Source organism: Bacteroidota bacterium (genome assembly GCA_016706255.1).
Classification (GTDB): domain Bacteria; phylum Bacteroidota; class Bacteroidia; order Chitinophagales; family BACL12; genus UBA7236.
On record JADJJZ010000030.1, the window covers coordinates 194586 to 212176 of the forward strand.

The window sequence follows — 17591 nt, forward strand, 5'->3', positions numbered from 1 at the left end:
TTACTATTGCTGGTTATAAATTTTTTAATTCTTTTTTAAAATCATATTGCAAATCTTCATGCATGCTTTCAATTGCCTTTTTTATTTTTTTAATTTGCGCAGCATATAAATTTGATAATGCTAAACTGTTTTCAAAAGGAATTCCCGAATTTTTTAAACATTTGCAAAAATAAATCAGCAGCTCTGCAAGTGTTTCCTGGTTGCCTGAATAACGCGCATGTTTATTGATATTGCGCACTATTTTCCGAATACTTTTTTTTGCAAAATACAAGTTTGAACTATTGATATCTTCAAAAAACGCATCGGTTTCTACTTTAATCGATTCAATAAAAGCAGCTTCATTATCAGATTCAAATAACAGATAAGTAAGCAACTCCTTGTTTTCTTTTTTATAACGTGCCAATCGCAAAATAAGCTCGCTTAATTGAACAGGATCGTTGCGCAGCAGCTCTTTTTTGATTTCTGAGAGGGAAGCAGCTTTCATATTGTAAAATTAATACTATTTAGGCAGCAGATTGGAGCGAGCTGTTTAAATTGCCGGCTTCGTTTTTTTTCGGTACATTTGTTCTGTTTATATTATTGCTCATCTTATAGTATACATAACTGCTGCGGTGGTTTTCGGATAAAATAAAAACAGTTTAATGGAAAAAAAATGATTACCGATGCAGAAGTAATTCTGCAAACGGAAACGTGGATTAAAAAAGTGGTAATCGATTGCCATTTTTGCCCTTTTGCTGCAGCGCCTGTAAAACAACAAAGTGTTCGTTATGTTGTTGGCAATCAATTGGATTTACAGCAGGTTCTTGAAATGGTATTAGCCGAATGTGTTTTTTTAGATGAACATGACGCTACAGAAACAACCTTTATTATTTTACCGGACAGCTTTCCTGATTTTATGAAATATTTAGATGTGGTTGCCGATGCAGAGGATGCCATGGCTGCGGCTGGGTATGAAGGAATATATCAATTAGCCGGATTCCACCCTTTGTATTTATTTGCCGGCAGTGATGAACAGGATGCGGCAAATTATACCAATCGCTCAATATTTCCCATGTTGCATTTGTTGCGGGAAGCCAGCATAGATAAGGCTTTAGAAAATTATGCCACGCCGGAAAAAATACCCGAAAACAATATCGATTTTGCCCGAAAAAAAGGATTGGTTTATATGAAAATGTTGCGCGACAGTGTAATGACTAAATAAATCATACTTTGTGAATACCTTCTTCCGATAATTTTATGATACGCTGTTTGTATAAAGCACCAACAGCTTTTTTAAACGTTTTTTTGCTCATGGCGAAGTAGGCGTAAATATCTTCCGCTTCACTTTTATCGTGGAAAGGCAAAAAGCCTTCATTTTCATCCAAAAGCCGTAAAATTTTGCCCAATTCATCTTCCACACGCTGATAACCGTGTTTTCCTTCGGCAACATCCAGCTTGTTTTCGGGTAAAATTCGTTTAATATGACCAGCAAAAGTATCTCCCGGCTTCACATGCCGAAAAACATCAGAATAGTGCAGCAAGCCGATATGTTTGCCATTAACGGCAACGTTATAACCCAAGTCGGTTTCGCGCAAAATAACGAGTTCAACCATGTCTTTTTCTTCGACAGTTAGCGGCGAATTATCCAGCCAGCCCTCAATCAGCTCGGTAGCTGCAAGCCTTCCGTCATAATCAAGAATGAGTTTTACCACAACGGTATCGCCGGGTTCTACATTGTTTCTGATCTGGCTTTTGTGCAGCAACACATCTTTTGGAATGCCCATATTAAGATAGGCACCATTAGGAGTTACACTTACCACATCAAGGGCAACAATATCATCTAAAACCCCTTTAGGTTCCATGGTTGTGGCTACAACAGCGCCGTCGCCATCGTGATATACAAATACCGTTATTTCATCGTTGTTGCGTAAACCGGCAGGCACCTGTTTGCGGGGTAAGAGGACTTCATTTTCTTCATTTCCGAGATAAACCCCTTCCGGTTCAAAACGCATTGCCTTTAAAACCTGTTTTTTACCAATTGCAATCATATTTTCATTTAACAACCATAAATGTAAGTTAAAAAATCGGCTAACACATTTTAACAGCTATAATAACAAACTGCACTACCTTTGGCGAACAAAAGAAAAGAAAATTATGGAGCAGGCATGGTATAAAACCGAAATTGGCCGGTTTAGAAAGGTTGCCATTTTTGAAGGCATTTCATTTTTGTTATTATTATTTATTGCAATGCCATTAAAATATGGCGCAAATATTCCGCAAGCAGTAGATATAATGGGATGGATTCATGGCATGCTTTTTATAAGTTATATGTTTACCGGATTAAATGTAAAAATTGCACACGATTGGTCGTTTAAAAAAACTGCATTAGCCGTTGTTGCATCCATTATTCCATTCGGACCATTTATTTTAGATAAAAAAATATTATCGAAAGAAAATGAAGCTTAATTTTTTTAAAATTCAATTTGTGGTATTGTTTTTAATTGCAGCCACAACCGGTTTTGCTCAGGCAGACAGTGTAATTGCCATTCCGGGTTCCAAGTGTAAAATGGCTCCCCCAAAGGGTTTTACGGTAGCAGAAAACTTTTCCGGTTTTCAATACCTTCCAATCGGCGCATCGATAATGATAACGGAAATGCCCAGTGATTACCTTGAAATATTAAATGGATTTACTGCCGAAAATTTGCAAAAAGCAGGTATTGTTTTAGTGAATAAATCGGAAATTCTGGTAAATGAAATTCCGGTACATTTTTTCACTTTGACGCAAATGGCCAATAACACACAATTTAAAAAATACGTATTTATTTTTGGCAGCGATAAAGAAACCATCATGGTAAATGGCATTTTTCCGGAATCGGAAAAAGATGCGGACGCAGCTATTTTAAAATCAATGAAAACAATTCAGTATAACAAAGATGTTGTGGTGGATGGTAAACAGGTAGCGCTGTTTAGTTTAGATGAAACCGGTTCGGGCTTACTATATTCAGGTTATATGCAGGGTGCTTTAATGTATTCGCAAGATGGGAAAATGCCTACCAATAGCGCTGATAAGGCTGTTTTTACTGCCGGAGGTTCACTTTCAAACACCCCCATTACCGATAAAAAAGAATATACCGAAAAGCGGCTCAAAGGCATGCCACGCGGAACTTACAACACCATCAAATCTACAAGCCCGATCACTATAAACGGCATTAACGGATATGAAATAATTGCAGAAGGTAAAGACAATGACAATAAACCGCAACTAGTTTATTTAGTGATGTTATATCCGGAAGACAATAGTTATTACATTATGGTGGGCATGACCAGTGCAAAGTTTGATGTTTATTTGCCGGCGTTTCAACAAATGGCAAAAACATTTAAGCTGAAATAATAGATTTTAAAAAATAAGTATATATTTATGTAAAATTTTACATAAATGGGATTTTTTACACGACTCTCCAACGGATGGAAGCTATCCATGAGTAGCTTTTCTGTTATCAAAAAAAACAAACAACTCTTATTGTTCCCCGTATTTTCAGGTGCAGCATTACTCGTATTATTTGCATCCTTCCTTACAATATTATTTGCACCGAACGGCTGGAATTTTGGCGAAACAAAAGATTCTGCTGACGTAGTAACCTATATTGGCATTTTTGTTTTTTATCTCATCAATTACTTTATTGTAATTTTCTTTAATATGGGATTAATTCATTGTGCACGCATTTATTTTGAAGGTGGTGAGCCACGGGTTGCTGATGGATTAAAATTTAGTATGAGCCGCATTGGCGATATTTTAGCATGGTCGGCAATGGCAGCAACCGTAGGGTTATTGTTAAGAATGCTGGAAGAAAATTTAGGTAAGGTTGGACAAATTATTTCTGCTTTATTAGGTGTTGCCTGGTCTATAACTACATTTTTTGTTGTTCCGGTGTTGGCATATGAAAATCTTACTCCAATTGCAGCTTATAAACGCTCTGTGCAAATGATGCGCGAAAAATGGGGCGAATCATTAGGTGCTTCTTTTAGTTTTGGAATAGTACAATTTCTTGGTATTTTAATTGTAGGAATTCCGCTGTTTTTTATTGGTTCTTTAATCGGATTAATTCCCGCAATTGTACTTGCCGTTATTGGTGTGTTAACTGTTATAGCAGTAACTTCTGCAGCACAAACTATTTTTATCAGTGCAGTTTATCACCACATCAATGACCGTCAGTTAGAAGATTTTGATAATGACACCTTAGACAGTGTTTTTGTGCATAAAGAAAAGAAAGGGCTATTCTGATGTTTCCACAACGATTGTCTTTAATTACCCTTGGTGTTCAAAATCTGGAATTAATGAAAGATTTTTATACGAATACTTTAGGTTGGGATATTATGAATGAACAAGGTGATATTGTTTTTTATAAACTCAATGGTTTTATTTTAAGTTTATACCCGTCGGCCGAACTTGCAAATGATATTGGCATTGAAAATAATGGCGGTCCGTTTAAACAAATTACACTTACTATTTTATTACCTTCAGAAAAATTGGTTGATCAATTATTTGAAGACTTAAGAAAGAAAAAAGTTAAAATCGTGAAACCACCTCAAAAAGCATTTTGGGGTGGCTATAGCGGATATATTGCCGATCCTGAAAACAATTATTGGGAAATTGCTTTTAATCCGTTTATCATAATGGATGATTCGGGAAATGTAATTGCCTGATTTTTAATTCCAGATTGGTTTACCGAGTTCCCATTCGGAAATATTATGTTCAACCAATTCTAATAATGAATTACTGTTTGAAGCAACCTTTCGCTGACGGGCACTGCTGTTTCCGTATTTTAATACAGCTATAAAATTTTCGATTTGCTTTTCATAGCGTAATTTTTTTATTTGTGGCGATAATTTTTCTATCCAAAGCAGTAAGGTTTCCACAATTGGTTTTACTTCAAGTGAATCAGGATCTATAATTTCTGCATCAAGTCCATAACGAATGGCACGCCATTTATTTTCACGAATAATCCAGCGATCAGGTATTGGAGCAAATTCTTTGAAATAAGATTCTCCATTTTCTTCAAACCAATGTGCAAGTAAATGGATAAATGCAACGAGACTTTCAAGTTCCATCATAGTAGCCGGGCCATCACACATGCGCAACTCAATTGTGCCATAAGCAGGGCTCGGACGAATGTCCCACCAAATATCTTTAATAGAATTAATAGAACCTGTAGCTTTCATTGAATGATATACTCGTTCAAAATCATCCCAATTTTTAGATAAATAAGGAATACCGCTTGTTGGATGTGCTTCGTACATAGTTGGTCGTGAGGCTGCTAATCCGGTATCAACATTGCGCCAAAATGGTGAGCTGGCACTAAATGCAATTAAATGCGGAACAAAGCGTAAAAAAAATTGATTAAAGCGCATACAATCTTCGCCGCTTTTCATTCCAATGTGTACGTGTAAACCATATACGGCCATTCTTTTAATCAACCACTGGTTTTTATCAACTAATTCATTATACCGGTCGCCACTACTAATTAATCGATTATTATAATTTGCAACAGGATTTGTTCCCGTTCCGGCAAATCGAATATTATTTATTTCAGCAAATTTTTTTACTTCTACAAGTGTATCATTAAAATCATCAATAACTTCATGCACATTATTGCAAACACCTGTAATAATTTCTAAAGTGCTTTTAAACATTTCTTTTGTAAGCTTATCACTTTTTATTGCAGTTAAAAATTCAGATGCTTTGGGTGTTAAACGTAGTGTATCGGCATCAATTAATTGTAATTCCATTTCTACACCTAATGTTAACGAACGCTCATTATTTTTATAAATTAAATTCATTTGTAAAAATATTTATGTTATTAAATTTAGTTTTCACATTTGTCATTTATTCAAATTTAATTAAACAAAAAGCAAAAATGAACTTATTAAGAAATATTAACGGAAAAAAACAAATTCATTTTTTGATTTTTTTAGCTGAATGTATGCGTTTTCGTGTATTTGTATGAATAAATGTTTTTTTAAACGCATATACCAATATTTGATACTTTGATAGTATTTTTACCTTATGTTCAGTAGATATACTCAATTTTGGGGCTTATTGTTAATTGCACAATTAGCTAACGCTCAGGTAGTTACAACCATTCCGGTATTCCCGACTGTAGATGAGCCGGTTACCATAATTTTTGACGCAACACAAGGAAATGGCGCTTTAGCCGATGTTCCGGGCCCAATTTACGCGCATACCGGACTGATTACCACAGAAAGTGTTTCGCCCACCGACTGGCAATATACCCAGGGCGTTTGGGGAACAGCAGACCCGGAAGTGTTAATGACTGAGATAGGTGATAATTTATACCAGATTAATTATACAAGCATATTAGATTTTTATGGCGCAACTGTAGATGATACTATTTTACAAATGGCATTTGTTTTTAGAACAACAACAGGAGATGTTGTTGGAAGAGATACTGATGGTTCAGATATTTTTGTAAATGTTTATGAAGACGGATTAAATGTTGCCATTTCTTCACCGGATACAGACCCGTTAATTGTTAATTACGGAGATAATGTGCATATAACAGCGGAATCTGTTTTTTCTGATAGTTTATATTTATATATAAATGGTGTTGAAGCTGTTGGTACAGATTTAACTTCAATTGTATATGACCTTTCTGCTACTGATTATGGATTATCTGAAATTCGCGTTGTTGCGAAAGGTGCAGGCGATGTAAAAGAAGATTCAACTTATTTTTATGTAATTGGTGATCCTGATATTGCAGCGGTTCCCGCAGGTTTACATCAGGGAATTAATTATATCGATGATAATTCGGTTACATTAGTTTTATATGCACCTTATAAACAATATATTTTTGCTGTAGGCGAACACAGTAACTGGATGTTGCAGGAATCATCGTTTATGCATCTTGATCCGGATAATGCAACTTGGTGGGTTACGCTTACGGGGTTAGATGCGGGTAAAGAATATCCTTACCAATATTTTATAGATGGTACATTATGGGTTGCCGACCCACTCGCAGAAAAAGTGCTGGATCCCTGGAACGACAGTTATATTTCTGAAGCAACGTATCCGGGTTTAATTGATTATCCAACAGGCAAAGCCTCCGGTATTGTATCTGTTTTTCAAACAGCGCAAACTGAGTATACATGGGCAATTCCGGAATTTACACCACCGGCTGATGAAGATTTAGTAGTTTATGAATTACTGGTTCGCGATTTTGTTGCAGCAAGAAATTATCAGACCTTAGTTGACACATTATCTTATTTAAAAAATTTAGGTATTAATGCAATCGAATTAATGCCGGTTATGGAATTTGAAGGCAATGAAAGCTGGGGTTATAATCCAAGTTTTTTTATTGCTTTAGATAAATATTACGGCACGCGCGAAGCATTTAAAATATTTGTTGACTCTTGTCACGCCAATGGCATTGCGGTTATTTTAGATATTGCCATGAACCATGCATTTGGCCAAAGCCCATTAGTGCAAATGTGGTGGGATGGCGTTGCCGGAACACCTGCAGCTAATTCGCCTTATTTTAATCAGATACCAACACATGATTATAATGTCGGTTACGATTTTAATCATGAAAGTAATGCAACACGCAATATGCGCAATATTATTTTTCAATATTGGATTCAGGAATATAATGTTGACGGATATCGTTTTGATTTATCGAAAGGATATACGCAAACAAATTCATTAGGTGATGTTGGTTATTGGGGAGAATATGATGCATCAAGAATTGCCATCTGGAAAGATATTTCAGATAATATTTATGCAGTAGACAGCGACCCGATTTTAATTCTGGAACATTTTGCAGTAAATAGTGAAGAAGAAGTATTGAGTGATTACGGTTTTATGTTATGGGGAAATTCCAATTACAATTATGCGCAGGGAACAATGGGTTATAGTGGTTCAGATGTTAACTGGATGAGTTATGTTGCCAGAGGCTGGGCCGACCCACACGTAATGGGTTATATGGAAAGCCATGATGAGGAGCGACTGATGTTTAAAAATATTACTTATGGTAATTCAACAAACCCCGATTATAATGTAAAATATTTACCAATCGCATTATCGCGTATGGAGCTTGCCGGCGCATTTTTCTTCCCGATTCCGGGGCCTAAAATGATGTGGCAGTTTGGTGAATTGGGATATGATATCAGCATCGATAATCCTTGTCGCGTTTGTAACAAACCAATTTTATGGAATTATTACGATGTAGCTGCGCGCTTAAGAATTAATCAGGTATGGAGCGAGTTAATTAAATTAAAAACTACATATCCTGCTTTCAGCACAACAAACTTTGCATTAAACGTGGGCGGCTTTGGCAAACGCATTAATTTGAATAACGATGCGATGAATGTAACCGTTATTGGAAATTTTGATGTTAATAATGGTACTGTAGCACCTAATTTTCAACATACCGGTTTTTGGTATGAATATTTTTCAGGTGATACATTAAATGTTGCCGATATTAATGCACCTATTTCATTGTTGCCGGGTGAATATCGTTTATATACCGATGTTAAATTAAATACGCCTGATATTATTATCAGTATTGAAGATATTCAGTCTGCCTTACAACATGAATTAACAATTGCGCCAAACCCTTCATCAGATATATTTAATTTTTCAGCCGAGATACAAAATGCCGGTGCTGCACAAATTGAAATATTTAATATGTCGGGTGCATTAGTTTTTTCTACAACTATTGTTAACCTGCAACCGGGACCATTTAATTATACCTGGAATAGCGCAAACACGAATGGTGCTGCGGCTGAAAATGGCATTTATCTGGTTAAAATAAACACTGCAGACGGTGTGTTTATGGGAAAAATAATTAAACAGTAAATCGAAAGAAAATATTTTGCGATTTAAAAATCACAACTAAAAAGTGGTTTTTAAATCGCATCTTTTTTTCTGAACCATGGAAAAAACGGACTGGTAGTTCTTTTATAAACCGAATAAGCATCGTTGCCTTCATAACGTTTTTCCAGCATGGTGATACCGCTGACTTTTAATAACATATACGTGATGAGTATCGGTGATAAAATTCCGATGTAAGTAATTAACGCACCGTTCAGGCTAATTAAAAATATTCCCCACCATACGCAAACTTCACCAAAATAATTCGGGTGGCGACTAAAATACCATAAACCCTTATCCATTACCTTGCCTTTGTTTGCCGGATTCTTTTTGAATTTCAACATTTGGTAATCTGCAGCCGTTTCAAAAATCCATCCAATTAGCCAGATAATAATACCTGCAATATTTATAACATTTAATTTCCCTTCTCCCGAGTACATCACAAATAATACCGGCAGCAGAATAACAAATTGTAAAAACCCTTGCAGTAAAAAAACTTTATAGTAACTGATATACCATGTTTTTTCTTTCCAGTCGTTTCTAAAGGCAACATAACGTGGATCTTCACCTTTTCCTCGATTGCGGTAAAAAATGTAAATGGCTAACCGCAAACCCCATAAGGTAACCAGATATACAATAACAAATTGCCTCGGTTCTATATCCTCGAGTCTGAAAAACCAATGATGCGCTACAGCCAAAAAACCAAGTCCCCAAAAACCATCCACCACACTCATGTCCTGTTTATACAAACTAAACAACCACACGGCCGTCATAAAAACAACAATTAAGCATGCAGAAACAAGTAAAATTTGACCCATAACGGTAAGTTTTGATGAAATATAACACTTTTAATAGGAAAGGGTTTTAGCAGATGGCATTTGTAATTAGTCTTATAATTCTATCTTAAAGGAGAGAATTTTAATAAAAAAGCGGTTTTTAGTGGAAAGACCCAATACAACAGTCTCATTTTAACAAATTCCGGAACCCTTAATATTATTGGGTTTCGGGCTAAAGAAACTATTTTTTTATCCCAAAACTGAACTTTTTGAAAATTTTGCGGTTTTAAGAGATATATGTATATACATATAAAATTAAAAAAATGATGAAAAAAACAACAATTCTGACTCTTGTTGGTGCAATAGCATTAACATTCACAGCGTGCAAAAATGCACCTGACAGCGATGAAGCCAAAACAGGCGACGCAAAAGAAGTTTCTATGACAGAAGGCGCGGCTACCGTTGCCATCAGCACTACCGAAAGTAAATTGGAGTGGATAGGAACAAAATTATCTACTTACCACAGCGGTACTGTAAACATTAAAAGCGGTGATTTACAATTGAAAGACGGTGTAGTAGCCGGCGGCAAATTTGTAATTGACATGCCAACATTAGTTTCAGTAAAAGATGATGCAACAACAAATGGTAAATTAACCGGTCATTTAACATCACCGGACTTTTTTGATGTAGCTGCATATCCTGAAGCATCATTTGAAATTACAGGCGTAAAACCATTTACCGGAACAACTGCAACAGGTGGTGATCAATCAGAAATAAGTGAATACACTGTTGCTGATCCTAACTTTTTAGTGAGTGGAAACCTTAAAATAAAAGACGTTACAAAAAATATTGAATTCCCGGCAAAAATTACGGTGAACAATTCCGGTGTTGAAGCTGTTGCTAAATTTAATATCGACAGAAAACTTTGGAATATTACTTATCCGGGTATGCCTGATGATTTAATTCAGGACATGATTTGGTTTGGAATATCATTAAAAGCAAATGCAGCTGAACCCACAGCTTTAAAATAAACAGAGTAGTGGTTGTTTTTCAAATGCCGGGAAATGCAAGTTTTCCGGCATTTCTGTTTTTATTAACGTTGTAACTTATTACTGTTTTTCCAGCGTAATTTGGACATAGGCATTTACCTCCGTCATCTCCTGTCGCAAGGTCATGGCTTTAGATGAAAGCTCTAGTATATTATAGGTTTCAACACCTTTAATGGTATCCATTTCATAAAACATGGAAAGCTCTTTTTTTTCAACATCCAATTCCCAATGGCCTCTTGCGCCTTCACGAAAATAATCGCTGCGTACCTCTAAAGTATTATCCTGATTTAATGTATAAACAGAAGATAAAAATTCTTTTTTTCCCGCTTCAAGATATTCTTCAGGAATATCAGGAATGGTACTTTCAAACTCTTTTGCCTTCCATACACCGGATACTGAACTTTCATTAATTGGTGTTGAAGATTTATTTATTTCTTTGCAGGCACTAATTACGCTTACAATTAAAAATAAAAGGATTACATTTTTTTTCATTGTTTAATAATTTTTTGCGTAGCAACAAATTTGCCGTTGTCTGTCAAAGTAATAAAATAAGTTCCTGCCGTTAACGATTGTAAATCGGTGCGAATACTATTGTTACCATCTAATGCAGTAATGTTTTTTTCATTAATATTTTTACCGTTTATATCTGTAATTAATAATGTATAAGCATGTGCAGCAGTGGCTGTAAAGCTAATGTTTACCGTATTTTCAGCCGGATTTGGGGCAACAGTTAAATCTGTTGTTGCGTTGTTTTGGTTAACAATACCATCAACCACTTCGCCAACTTTATAATTTACCTGCGTTATTGTTTCTGTGCCTAAAATTGCCTGTGAATTAATTTGTAAAATGGGCATACCATTACTTTTTGCCATCCAACGATATTCGTAACTGGTGTAAGCAAAAGGAATTACAAATATGTCGTAGGTAAACGTATCAACAATGGCAATTTCAGAACGCGTGCGCAATACATCGTAAGTGCCAACCGGTGTTGTTAATGAACCCCAACCGTCATTTTCATTGGTGCGGTAGCGATGTTCATTCCATCCGCCAAAACCGGGAACAGAAATATCAAAACCTGATTCGGAAGTAGTTACATCGTTGTAAGCTGATGGAAATTCATAAATTATTTCAGGGTCGTTATATAAAATTGGAAAAGGAACACCTGCAATAGTTCCGGCGAAACCGGTCATCGAAAATTCGCTGTTATCTAATTTATAAAAATTGAAAATGTCTTCAATTGTAATAAAATCGTTTACAATATCGGCAGTAGTTTGTTGCGCAACATCTGATGCCAGCCATAAAAAGAAATACAGCGGATCGGTATCGCTTGGGTCCACAAAGTTGGTAACGCTTTCCGAAAGTGTTGTCAGGTCAGTAAAATCCCAGTTATAATCTGCTCCGGTTTCGGTACCGTCGAAAATAATTACCGGATTTGCATTTACAGTATTATACGATTCACCTTCACCGGCAAAATCGTTATCATCTAAAACAATTGGGGTTTGTGCATGCAGTGTTCCACATGCAATTAAAGCCAACAGATATAAAGATATTTTTTTCATTGGATAGAATTAGCACAAAGATAGGAAATTATGGTTCGCGGCGTCCGGTTGCGGTTTGGGGCTGCACAGGCTTGTCTTTTGTATGTTTGGAGGCTTATCCATAACTTGCAAAATGTTTTACAGGATACTCTATATCAGCACCATGATTTTAATGCTGGGCTGTAAAAATACTTCCCACCAAACGGAATCAACTAAAATGGATGAAACGTCACCCAGCTTTACTGCACTTGCTCCGGAATCGACACAAATAATTGTGGTTCAAACAGCAGACTGGCATGAAATACACGGGAAAATGCAATTGTGGGAAAAAACGGCCAAGGGTTGGAATCGGGTAAATGAATTTAATATTTTGGTCGGCCGAAACGGAATGGCATGGGATAACACAAGTAGTCTGAAAAACCAATTAGCAGGGCCGATAAAAAAAGAAGGTGATGGTTGTTCACCGGCGGGCGTTTTTTCGTTGGATAAAATATTTAGCTATCATCAAACCGACAACTTAAATATGCCATTTATACAGGTTGATGAAAACGATTTATGTGTAGATGATATTAACTCGAAATATTATAATCTCTTAATAAACGATTCTACCATTACCGATAAAGATTATCACAGTTTTGAACACATGCTGCGCGACGACCTGCAGTATGAGTATGGCGTTTGGGTAAATTATAATACCAACCCACAAATTGCAGGTAATGGCTCATGTATTTTTTTACATATTTATAAAGATGAAAATACGCCTACAAGCGGTTGTACGGCCATGGCGAAAAAAGATATGCTAACATTGATAAACTGGCTAAACAGAAGTGCACAACCGAGGTTAATTCAATTACCTGCGTCTATTCAATTACAATCTAATTGAGAAATATTGAAAAACTGCCTGGGAAAGTGACATAATTCTTATTCATTCTTACATAATTCAAATAAAACCGCATCAAAACAACCGATTTTGTGACATCGTGAAGGGGGATAAAGGATTTTTGTGCTATTTTTAAACCCAGGTACAGAGCACCCTTAAAATGTTTTCAGAAGGTAAAAAATTTCACGTTTTATTATTGACAATACTTTTGTCAATGTTTTTACCTGCGTTTGTTTTTGCGCAAACCATTACGCTGGTTGGCCATGTTTACGATAAAAAATCGAATGAGCCGATTGTTTATGCCACTGTTCAGATAAAAAATACCACAACCGGAACCAATACCGATGAGGACGGGCGTTTTTTTATTCAGACAAAAAACACCAACGACACACTACTTGTTTCTTATGTGGGATTTAAAACAGAAGTAGTTTTACTCACTGATGCACCGAACCAAACATTTTCTGTTTATTTAATTCCTGAAGATTTTAATTTGGATGAAGTGGTAATTAAACCACGTGAAGATCCGGCGAAAGTGCTCATGAAAAAAGTGATTGAGCATAAAAAAGATAATGATTACCACAATATTGACGGATACAAAGTAAGAGCATATACTAAAATAGAGCTCGATTTGGGTAATATTATTTTGGGAGACGATACAACTTCAGAAAAAAGAAAAACCTCGCCCTACAATGTACTGCTAGACCATATTGATACTACCAACGACGAAACAAATTACCTGCCGTTTTTCTTTACAGAAACACTCAGCGATTTATATTACCGGAAAAATCCGAAAACAAAAAAAGAAGTAATAGTTGCCAGTCGCACGTCGGGAATTAACAATGCCAGTGCTTCTCAAATATTAGGTAATTATTACGAGCAGTATAATATTTATAATAATTACTGGTTTATCATCAATAAAAATTTTGTTCCGCCTGTTAGCGACGCCTGGAACTTTTTTTATCGTGTGGAATTAACCGATTCTGCTTTTATAGATAATTACTGGTGTTATAAAATTGAATTTACGCCTCGACAAAAACAGGAAAATGTTTTTGAAGGATATATGTGGATTGCAGATGATGATTTTGCGGTGAAGGAAGTGTTTATGAGTTTAGACAGTGCAGCAAATATTAATTATTACAAACGTGCAGTTTTTTATCAGGAATATGAAAAATTGGATGATGCACATTGGGTATTAAAGCAAGATAGAATTTTGGGTGAATTTTTACCGCTGCAGAATTCCGCAAGTGTAATTGTTAGAAAATCGACCAGTTATAAGGAGTATACCATAAAACCGGATGTGTTTGAAGAAGTTGTTAAGCTGCGTGATGATATTGTTTACAGCGATAGTGTAATAAATAATGATGAAGCATTTTGGGCTTCAGTGCGACCGGAAGAACTAAATAAAAATGAACACGGTGTTTACCAAATGGTGGACAGTCTGCAAAACATCAAAAGTTTTAACACCATAGTTGATGTATATAATACATTAATGTATGGCTATTGGAATTTGGGATATGTGCGCATCGGCCCGTTTGCAAATATGGTGAGTAGCGATGAGGTGGAAGGATTGCGATTAAGACTTGGTGTTAAAACAGGTGATTTAATCAGCAAACGCATTGCTTTAGGTGGTTACCTGGCTTATGGTATAAAAGATAATGCTTTTAAATACGGTGGCGATTTTAGTGTGGTATTAAATAAAAAGCCATGGCAACAATTTAAATTTTCGTACGAAAACGACCTTGATGTAAGCAGCAACGAAGGTGTTACGTTTGGAGAGGATAATATTTTGTCGGGATTATATCGCAGAAGAGATACCCCACAAAAAATAATTGACCACGAAAAATTCAGAGCGCATTATGAAAAAGACTGGATTTGGGGAATTTCTAATTCCATCACCTTTACGAGTGTAAAAATGCATCCGCTGTTTGATATTTATTATTACAATCAAAAAGATTCGTTGGTTACAGATATTAATAATGCGGAACTTGATTTAGGATTTCGTTTTGCCTATCGCGAAAAGTTTTTATTCGATAATTACCGACGTTATAGTTTAGGTACTAATTATCCTGTTTTTACATTTCATTATAAAATGGGTATTCCCGATTTTGGTGGCAGCGATTTTAATTATAAATCTATTGAATTAACACTTGAAGATTATTTTTTACTAGGCAGTTTTGGCTCCACCACCTATTCGATAAAAGCGGGAAAAGTATTTGGCACCTTACCAACATTATTGCTGGAAAGTCCGCCCGGAAACGAAACCTATTTTATGAATCACGGTAATTTTAACCTGATGAATGAATATGAGTTTGTGATGGATAATTATGCAGAATTATTTTTAACACATAGTTTTCATGGCTTTTTCCTGAATAAAATTCCGCTGATACAAAAATTAAAATTGCGCGAGGTAGCAACATTTAAAATGGTATATGGCACATTAAGTGAAAGCAACCGCATTGCAAACGATTATTTAAAAAACACCGAACCATTTTACATCGGCAACACTGCTCCTTCTCCAAATCCATACATGGAAGCAGGCATTGGTGTAGAAAATATTTTCAAATTAATTCGCGTAGATGCTATTTGGCGTTTAACCTACCGCAACAATCCCCTCGCCCCAAATTTTGGTGTTCGCGTTGGTGTGAGTTTAGATATTTGATTTTATGCGCATCAATATCTTAGCTCAATAAAAAAAATGATTTTATAACCCAGCAACTACATTAATCGGCTCACCTAAATATTTAGGATGTGTTTTTAAAACATAACAATCTAAAAACGCACTTACTCTTGCGGGATATTCTCTTAATTGCGTTTTATTGGATGCGTAGGGATCTTTTGCCGCGTAACCCGTTACAGTGATATCATTTGCTTTTGCAATGTAAATAGCGCGGGCACAATGCCAATCCTGAGAAACAACAATAAAATTATTTAATCCAAAAACTTTATTAGCACGTATCATACTGTCGAATGTGCGGAAGCCGGCGTAATCTAAAACTATATCGTTTGGATTTACGCCTTTTTCTACCAGCGCATCAAACATTTCATAAGGTTCGTTGTAAGAAGTGGTACCATTGTCGCCACTCACTAAAATTTTTTTCACTTTTTTGTTGAGATATAATTCTGCAGCGGCATTGATACGATAGGTGAAATAATTATTTTCATATCCATTTTGCAGCCATCGCGAAGTGCCTAAAACAACAGCGACATCGTTAGCGGGAATTTTATTTACATCACGAAATATTTTTCCTTCTGAAGCATTATTTACAGAGCGATTAATTAATAAAATAATTAAACCGCCGGTTAAACAACCAACAAAACCGATGATAAATAATTTTTTGAATAGTTTTTTCAATGTGGGAAATGTTTTATCTATAACGTAAATCTAAAAACAAAATTATACCAATTTATGAGCCACCAGATATTGTGCAATTTGAACGGCATTGGTAGCGGCGCCTTTTCGCAAGTTATCGGCTACAATCCAGCAATTGAGGGTTTTGGGCTGGGTATAATCGCGGCGAATGCGGCCAACAAACACGTCATCTTTACCTTCGGCATCCAAAGGCATTGGGTACACAGAATTTGCCAAATCATCCTGCACAACAACACCTTCCGTTTCTGTTAAAAGTTGATTGATTGTTTCCAAATCAAATTCATTTTCAAATTCAACATTTACACTTTCGCTATGTCCACCACTTACCGGAACACGAACGGTTGTTGCCGAAACCTGAATATGATTATCGCGCAATATTTTTTGTGTTTCAAAATGCATTTTCATTTCTTCCTTGCTAAAACCATTTTCTAAAAACACATCCACCTGAGGAATAACATTTTTATCGATTTGATGCGGATAAGCAGGATTTTCTGCAACGCGACAATTGCTGCTGCGTTCGGTATGTAATTGCATGATCCCTTTTGCGCCACTACCCGATACCGACTGGTAAGTTGAAACAACAATACGTTTGATGGTATATTTTTTATGTAATAAACTCAACGCCAAAACCATTTGAATGGTAGAACAATTTGGGTTGGCGATAATTTTACTATTGTAATCAGCAATTGCATCACCATTTATTTCGGGTACAATGAGAGCACATTTTTCATTCATACGCCAGGCGCTGGAATTATCAATTACCCAACAACCGATTGCCTCAAATTTTGGTGCCCAGTCGAGGCTCGTTTGCCCGCCCGCCGAAAACAGCGCTATTTGCGGGTTTCGGGCGAGTGCCTGTTCCATGCTCACCACCTCAACATCCTCACCACGAAACTTTACCTTTTTGCCAACAGAACGTTCAGTAGCCACCGCAATAAGCTCGGTAACCGGAAAATTTCTTTCTTCTAAAACGCGACGCATCATCTGGCCAACAAGTCCCGTAGCGCCAACAACGGCAATTCTCATGATTATTTTTTTGCAAAGGTAAGGGAAAAGCAGATTGTATGAATGCGGAATTATGCGTTAAAATTTCAAAATAAAATGCTCAAACG

At 36.1% G+C, this 17591-nt stretch carries 17 protein-coding genes; 9 read left to right on the top strand and 8 right to left on the bottom strand.

The window, feature by feature from the left end; translation table 11 throughout:
* Positions 1–13: 13 nt before the first annotated feature.
* A complete protein-coding gene (locus IPI65_23360) occupies positions 14–484 on the bottom strand; it encodes a hypothetical protein (GenBank protein ID MBK7444372.1) in 471 nt (156 codons plus the stop codon).
* 168 nt (positions 485–652) lie between these two features.
* Between IPI65_23360 and IPI65_23365 the strand changes: the two genes are divergently transcribed.
* Positions 653–1201, top strand: a complete 549-nt coding sequence (locus tag IPI65_23365; GenBank protein MBK7444373.1) for a DUF1415 domain-containing protein — start codon at positions 653–655, stop codon at positions 1199–1201.
* A 1-nt stretch (position 1202) separates the two neighbouring features.
* Here the strand turns inward: IPI65_23365 and IPI65_23370 are convergent, their stop codons facing one another.
* Entirely contained in the window at positions 1203–2027 is an 825-nt protein-coding gene (locus IPI65_23370) for an RNA-binding protein (protein MBK7444374.1), read from the bottom strand.
* A 106-nt stretch (positions 2028–2133) separates the two neighbouring features.
* Here IPI65_23370 and IPI65_23375 point away from each other — a divergent pair, with 106 nt between their 5' ends.
* From IPI65_23375 to IPI65_23390, 4 genes are read left to right on the top strand one after another with little or no spacing between them, the layout of a single operon-like run.
* On the top strand, positions 2134–2445 hold the full coding sequence (locus IPI65_23375) for a DUF3817 domain-containing protein (protein ID MBK7444375.1): 312 nt from the start codon (positions 2134–2136) through the stop codon (positions 2443–2445).
* Positions 2435–3370, top strand: a complete 936-nt coding sequence (locus IPI65_23380) for a hypothetical protein (protein MBK7444376.1) — start codon at positions 2435–2437, stop codon at positions 3368–3370. The genes IPI65_23375 and IPI65_23380 overlap by 11 nt, the downstream gene beginning before the upstream one ends.
* Positions 3371–3415: 45 nt before the next feature.
* A complete protein-coding gene (locus IPI65_23385) occupies positions 3416–4261 on the top strand; it encodes a hypothetical protein (protein MBK7444377.1) in 846 nt (281 codons plus the stop codon).
* Complete coding sequence (locus tag IPI65_23390; GenBank protein ID MBK7444378.1) at positions 4261–4683, top strand: VOC family protein; 423 nt, start codon at positions 4261–4263, stop codon at positions 4681–4683. Before IPI65_23385 ends, IPI65_23390 begins: the two co-directional genes overlap by 1 nt.
* Positions 4684–4686: 3 nt before the next feature.
* Here the strand turns inward: IPI65_23390 and IPI65_23395 are convergent, their stop codons facing one another.
* On the bottom strand, positions 4687–5817 hold the full coding sequence (locus IPI65_23395; GenBank protein ID MBK7444379.1) for a YbdK family carboxylate-amine ligase: 1131 nt from the start codon (positions 5815–5817) through the stop codon (positions 4687–4689).
* Positions 5818–6043: 226 nt separating this feature from the next.
* On the opposite strand from IPI65_23395, the gene IPI65_23400 reads away from it, so the two are divergent.
* Complete coding sequence (locus tag IPI65_23400; protein MBK7444380.1) at positions 6044–8851, top strand: T9SS type A sorting domain-containing protein; 2808 nt, start codon at positions 6044–6046, stop codon at positions 8849–8851.
* 50 nt (positions 8852–8901) lie between these two features.
* Here IPI65_23400 and IPI65_23405 read toward each other — a convergent pair whose 3' ends face one another.
* A complete protein-coding gene (locus IPI65_23405; protein ID MBK7444381.1) occupies positions 8902–9684 on the bottom strand; it encodes a DUF1295 domain-containing protein in 783 nt (260 codons plus the stop codon).
* 281 nt (positions 9685–9965) lie between these two features.
* Here IPI65_23405 and IPI65_23410 point away from each other — a divergent pair, with 281 nt between their 5' ends.
* A complete protein-coding gene (locus IPI65_23410; protein MBK7444382.1) occupies positions 9966–10673 on the top strand; it encodes a YceI family protein in 708 nt (235 codons plus the stop codon).
* Between the two features lie 78 nt (positions 10674–10751).
* Here IPI65_23410 and IPI65_23415 read toward each other — a convergent pair whose 3' ends face one another.
* Together IPI65_23415 and IPI65_23420 are read right to left on the bottom strand one after the other, a co-directional pair.
* Positions 10752–11183: a hypothetical protein gene (locus IPI65_23415; GenBank protein MBK7444383.1), complete on the bottom strand. Its 432-nt coding sequence runs from the start codon at positions 11181–11183 to the stop codon at positions 10752–10754.
* Complete coding sequence (locus IPI65_23420; protein MBK7444384.1) at positions 11180–12250, bottom strand: T9SS type A sorting domain-containing protein; 1071 nt, start codon at positions 12248–12250, stop codon at positions 11180–11182. Before IPI65_23420 ends, IPI65_23415 begins: the two co-directional genes overlap by 4 nt.
* A 112-nt stretch (positions 12251–12362) precedes the next feature.
* Here IPI65_23420 and IPI65_23425 point away from each other — a divergent pair, with 112 nt between their 5' ends.
* Both IPI65_23425 and IPI65_23430 read left to right on the top strand, forming a co-directional pair.
* The gene (locus IPI65_23425; protein MBK7444385.1) at positions 12363–13112 is read left to right on the top strand and encodes a L,D-transpeptidase family protein; all 750 of its coding nucleotides are present in this window, start codon (positions 12363–12365) and stop codon (positions 13110–13112) included.
* A gap of 211 nt (positions 13113–13323) precedes the next feature.
* The gene (locus IPI65_23430; GenBank protein ID MBK7444386.1) at positions 13324–15768 is read left to right on the top strand and encodes a carboxypeptidase-like regulatory domain-containing protein; all 2445 of its coding nucleotides are present in this window, start codon (positions 13324–13326) and stop codon (positions 15766–15768) included.
* Between the two features lie 42 nt (positions 15769–15810).
* On the opposite strand, the gene IPI65_23435 is transcribed toward IPI65_23430, so the two are convergent.
* Positions 15811–16461, bottom strand: a complete 651-nt coding sequence (locus IPI65_23435; GenBank protein MBK7444387.1) for a YdcF family protein — start codon at positions 16459–16461, stop codon at positions 15811–15813.
* A 42-nt stretch (positions 16462–16503) separates the two neighbouring features.
* Positions 16504–17505, bottom strand: a complete 1002-nt coding sequence (locus IPI65_23440) for an aspartate-semialdehyde dehydrogenase (protein MBK7444388.1) — start codon at positions 17503–17505, stop codon at positions 16504–16506.
* Between the last annotated feature and the right edge of the window lie 86 nt (positions 17506–17591).